A 4936-nucleotide genomic window follows, 5' to 3' on the forward strand; every position below is an offset into this window, starting at 1 on the left:
TGATTCCGGTTGTCGTGGGTTCGAGCCCCATTACTCACCCCAAAATATTAAAGCCCTGACTTCATCGAAGTCAGGGCTTTTTTATATGCGTAAAGCGATTCGTACCATGAACTGCTATGTATCATGTGCTGCAAATCAGATGATGGCCGCCGGCTATTGCATTGTTTTTTAAGCGGCCCGGCATCGTGCACGGGCCGCATCTTTTAGCGTATGACCGTTTCTGCGCCTACCGTCCGGATGTCGGTATTGCCGGTGAGTGCCATACTCACATCCAGTTCCTTGTGCAGGATTTCCAGCATGCGGGTGACTCCTTCTTCACCCATCGCACCCAGGCCGTACAGGAATGCCCGCCCGATCATGCCGGCTTTGGCGCCTAATGCGCTGGCCTTGAGGATGTCCTGCCCGCTGCGGATGCCGCCATCGAACCAGACTTCAATCTCCGAGCCTACTGCATCGACAATGGCGGGCAGGGCTGCGATCGACGACATGGCGCCATCGAGCTGACGCCCGCCATGGTTGCTGACCACGATGGCGTCGGCACCGGTGGCAACGGCCAGCTTGGCATCTTCCACATCCAGTATCCCTTTCAGTACCAGTTTGCCTCCCCACTCCTGCTTGATCCAAGCCACATCGTCCCAGCTTAGCGTCGGGTCGAATTGTTGGGCCGTCCACTGGCTGAGCGAAACAATATCGTTGCCGCCCTTGACGTGGCCTGCCAGATTGCCGAAGGTCTTGCGTCCGCGCAGCGCGCGTAGCGCCCAGCCGGGCTTGGAGCCGATGTCCAGAATATTGGCCAGTGTCAGTTTGGGCGGCACCGACATGCCGTTTTTCAGATCCTTGTGGCGCTGGCCCAGAATCTGCAGGTCCAGCGTCAGTACCAGCGCAGAACATTTGGCGGCCTTGGCGCGCTGGATCAGGGCGCGGATAAAGCCGCGGTCGCGCATTACATACAGCTGGAACCAGAACGGCTGACGGGTGGCGGCGGCCACGTCTTCGATCGAGCAGATGCTCATGGTGGACAGGGTAAACGGGATGCCGAACTTTTCGGCGGCACGGGCGCCGAGGATTTCCCCATCGGCCCACTGCATGCCGGCGAGACCTGTTGGCGCGATGACCACTGGCATCCGCACCGGCTGGCCTAGCAAGGTGGTGGCGGTGGTGCGCGTTTCCACATTGACGGCGACGCGCTGGCGCAGCTTGATGGCGGCCAGGTCGCTGCTGTTGCTGCGATAGGTGCTTTCGGTATACGCACCGCTGTCGGCATAGTCGTAAAAAGCCTTGGGTACGCGTTTTTGCGCCAGCTGGCGCAGGTCTTCCACGCAGGTAATGATGGGCATGATGGTGCTCGTAAGGGGGATGGCTTGCGTTCTGCCATCAGGTGTGGATTACAGGGTTTTGTATTCGAACAGTTGGTAATGCAGGTTTTGCATCAGCAGCCGGCTGGACTGAATGGCGACTTCACCTGTTTCGAGCTGCAGGATGAACGGGCGCAGGATGCGAAATGGCCGGCCTTCGATCAGGATCAGGCTGCGGTAGCCAGAGCGCAGGCTGCCTTTCATCAGCAGGGCCTGCTGCCAGTGATCGCCGTTGAGCGAGTTGTCGGCACGGATGCGTACCGCCTGCAACTGCTTACCGATGTATTCCACGCCATACCACGAGGACATGCCGAAGCTATTGATGCGGCGCACGATGCCGCAGCGCCAGTTATTTTGCTTGCGCCCCAGTAGCACCACTTCACCGGGCTGCATCGTGTGCAGCCGGCCTTCACCTTGCAACTGGATACCGGACAGACTGAGATCCACCACCTGCAGTTCGCTGGCCTTGTGTTGTGGAAGCCCGTCTGCGTTGGCCAGCGCCGCCCAGCATTTATCCAGCGACACATGCAGTTGCAGGTGGTCGCCCTCCAGCCGGCGACGGCGGCGATGGCGACGCCGTGCCGGATGGCTCCAGCTTTGGCGTAGCTGCAACAGTAGCTGCAGTTGCACTTGGGAGACGGGTTCGGGCAGATCCTGCAAACGCTGCTGCACAACCTCCAGCAGCGGGGCAAGCTCCAGTTGCCACCAAGGGCCCGCGCTCCTGCGTGTTGGCCAGTCGGTGATGAAACGTGGAGAGGCATCGGCGGCGCTGCTGAACACGAAAGCACCGTCGTCCGGCAGGCGGGCTTCGGCTTCTACCAGTTTAAGGTGGTGGGCATCGGTACGCAGCAGTTCGGCAAAAGCATCCAGTGCGCTGCTTTGCAGGCCGTTGCTGGCCAGCAGGCCCGTCAGCAGGATGGCGGCGTAACGTGCAGCGAGAGAGGTGTCGGATTCAGCGCCGCGCTTCTGGGCCCAGCCCTGAGTCGTGACATGCTGGTAGAGCTGGTGGCAATCCAGCCAGAAGCCTGCGGGCAACTGGCTATGGTGGCGGGTGAAATAAAGCTGCAACTGCCATGCGCTATCCAGCGCGGCGGCGACGGCTTCGATGCGCGGCTTGGCGCTGGCCAGCCAGCCGCTGCTTTCCTTGTCTCGCAAAATGGCGAGGCGCTTGTAGCTCTGGTGCAAAGCCGTTTCCAGCTGCAGCCCTTGCGCCAGCAGGCGGGTCATCGCGGTCGGGTCTTCCGTGCCAAGCTCGCATGCCAGGCTGCCCAAGCGTTGCTGGGTGCGGTTGGCACTGTTACGGGCCGCCTGCAACGACAGTAGCAAGGTGTCCGCCGACAGGGCGCTGCCATTGACCTTGTCCAGCCAGTCAAGCAGCGCCTGCGCCGCATCAAAGGGCTCCAGCACCAGTAGCGACGGAAAGCGCGGCAGCAGCGGCTCGGGCTTGGCCGGGAGCGGGACGGCAGGAAGCGAAGGCAGGGTCAGGGCGGTCACAGCTTTGTCATTTATGTTTGCATTGATATTTCCCCACGCTTCATGTTGCGCATGCAGGGCATCGGACCACAGGGCAAAACAGCTCAGGCAGCTTGTGCTGCTGGGCATTCTGATTAGTGTAATTATTTGGGATGAATATTACTGTCTTTTTGGGCAATATGCTTAAAAATGTGATTGTCGTTACCTGACATTACTCCTGTAACAAGCCGCCTGCCGTGGATGATGCACTATGAAAAGAGAAATCCGTACCACCATGTTGATGCCTGCTTACATGCAGGCTTTTCATTGTATCGGCCCTGAGTGTGCCGACCACTGTTGCACCATGGCGTGGAAAATTACGCTGGATCGCGATACTTTTCAGACCTACCGGGCATCGCAGGACTCCGCGTTGCAACCGGTGTTCATGCATGCGTTAAAGCGGAACCGCAAGGCCGCATCCGATGCCGATTACGGACAAATAGTGCCGCAGCCGGGGGCCAGCGATTGCCCGATGATGGATGGGGGCTTGTGCAAAGTGCATGCCCGACTCGGCGCGGCGGCCCTATCCGATACCTGTTTTACCTATCCGCGCACAACGACACATTTCAATGGTGTGCTGTCACAGGCGGCGACGCTGTCCTGCCCGGAGGCGGCCAGGCTGGCGCTATCCTCGGCAGATGCCATGCAGTGGGTGGAGCATGATGGCGTAGTGCGCGAGAGTGCCTGCCTTCCGGTCTACGGGCAATCCGTACCGGCGGCACAACAGTTGTTGCAGGAGGTCCACCATACCTGCCTGCGTGTGCTGTCTGCGCCTGAGCTTGATCTATGGCAGGCGCTGGCACTGCTGGCTATTCTGTGCCATGAGCTAACACCTTTGCAGGCTCAGCACTATCCGGTCGAGAAAACGGCCCAAGTTCTGGAGGCTTTTACCACCATGCTGGAGAGCGGTGCCTTGAATAGCTCGTTAGCAGCGGTACAGCCGGATCTGGACGCACAGGCGATCTTGCTGGGGCATACGCTGCTCAATGGCCGCAGTTTGCACCGTGCCGGCAGGCATCCACGCTTTGCTGATGTGCTGGCGCGCTTTTCGTCTGCGCTAGGCGATACACCGGCGGAGCTTGGTAAGCGTTATCCCGAGGCGGCGCTACGCTGGCGCGCTCAGGTGGCTGACGCTGGCTTGGAGTATGTATTGCGCAACTATGTGCTGAATCTGGCTTTCCGAGAAGTTTTCCCGGTGCAGGGCAAGCCGGAGGACAAGCTGGCGGCATTGGTGAGCGCGCTGGTGGCGGTGCGGGGGCTGTGTATCGGGCTGGCAGAAGAACGGGGTGACGTCAGTCTGGAGGATATGCAGCTGGCGGTACAGTCGTTCGAACGGGTGTGCCAGCATGACAGCACTTTCATCGGCAAGCTGGCGGCAACCTTTAGCCGCGCCGGCCTGCAAGCCATGCCGCGCTTGTGGCCATTGCTGCGCTTGTAAAATTTTTTTGGCCGGCGATTTAAGTTGTGGTGGCTGCCTGTCGTCTTGTAGCTGTGAGGGCGCTGGAATGAGTGCCTCAATTGATAGTAAATACTGGAGAATTTATCATGCTGAGCCTGCACACCAACGCCGCATCGCTGTTTACCAAGAGCAACCTCAACGCCAACCAGAGTGGCCTGTCCACTTCAATGACCCGTCTGGGTACCGGCCTGCGCATCAATAGCGCGATGGACGACGCCGCCGGCATGCAGATCGCTACCCGCCTGAATGCCCAGAGCCGTGGCATGTCGGTTGCCATGCGCAACACTCAAAACGCCACCTCGATGCTGCAGACTGGCGAAGGTGCGCTCAACGAAGTGTCCAATATCGTGTTGCGGATGAAGGATCTGGCGACGGCTGCCGATGGTTCCAGTTCGGCCGCTGACAAAACGGCAATGCAAACAGAATTTGCTACGTTGTCGGCAGAAATTACCAATATTATGGGTAACACCAAGTTCGGTGGTGAGAAGTTGCTGACCGGTGGCACGCTGGCTGACAAAGTGACCTTCCAGGTGGGGGCTGATGCTGCAGAAAAATATGAATTCAATGCCAAGACCAATATGGCAGCAATTGCAACCAAACAAGGTTTGCT

General features: G+C 59.2%; 3 protein-coding genes and 1 pseudogene. 2 read left to right on the forward strand and 2 right to left on the reverse strand.

The features are described from left to right. Window positions 1-203: 203 nt before the first annotated feature. Both ACRC1E_RS12125 and ACRC1E_RS12130 read right to left on the reverse strand, forming a co-directional pair. The gene (locus ACRC1E_RS12125) at window positions 204-1337 is read right to left on the reverse strand and encodes an alpha-hydroxy acid oxidase (RefSeq protein WP_438515350.1); all 1134 of its coding nucleotides are present in this window, start codon (window positions 1335-1337) and stop codon (window positions 204-206) included. A gap of 48 nt (window positions 1338-1385) precedes the next feature. Beyond that, window positions 1386-2849: a hypothetical protein gene (locus tag ACRC1E_RS12130; RefSeq protein ID WP_438515351.1), complete on the reverse strand. Its 1464-nt coding sequence runs from the start codon at window positions 2847-2849 to the stop codon at window positions 1386-1388. Window positions 2850-3078: 229 nt separating this feature from the next. Here ACRC1E_RS12130 and fliB point away from each other — a divergent pair, with 229 nt between their 5' ends. Together fliB and ACRC1E_RS12140 are read left to right on the forward strand one after the other, a co-directional pair. Then, window positions 3079-4305: a flagellin lysine-N-methylase gene (gene fliB, locus ACRC1E_RS12135; RefSeq protein WP_438515352.1), complete on the forward strand. Its 1227-nt coding sequence runs from the start codon at window positions 3079-3081 to the stop codon at window positions 4303-4305. Between the two features lie 107 nt (window positions 4306-4412). Continuing rightward, window positions 4413-4936: pseudogene (locus ACRC1E_RS12140) on the forward strand (Lateral flagellin); the annotation flags it as partial.

The sequence above is a fragment of the Craterilacuibacter sp. genome (genome assembly GCF_051659485.1).
GTDB lineage: Bacteria > Pseudomonadota > Gammaproteobacteria > Burkholderiales > Chromobacteriaceae > Craterilacuibacter.

Excerpts from the sequence above, each read along its gene's own strand:
- ACRC1E_RS12125 (WP_438515350.1), bottom strand. The coding sequence starts at position 1,337 with ATGCCCATCATTACCTGCGTGGAAGACCTGCGCCAGCTGGCGCAAAAA.
- fliB (WP_438515352.1), top strand. The coding sequence starts at position 3,079 with ATGAAAAGAGAAATCCGTACCACCATGTTGATGCCTGCTTACATGCAG.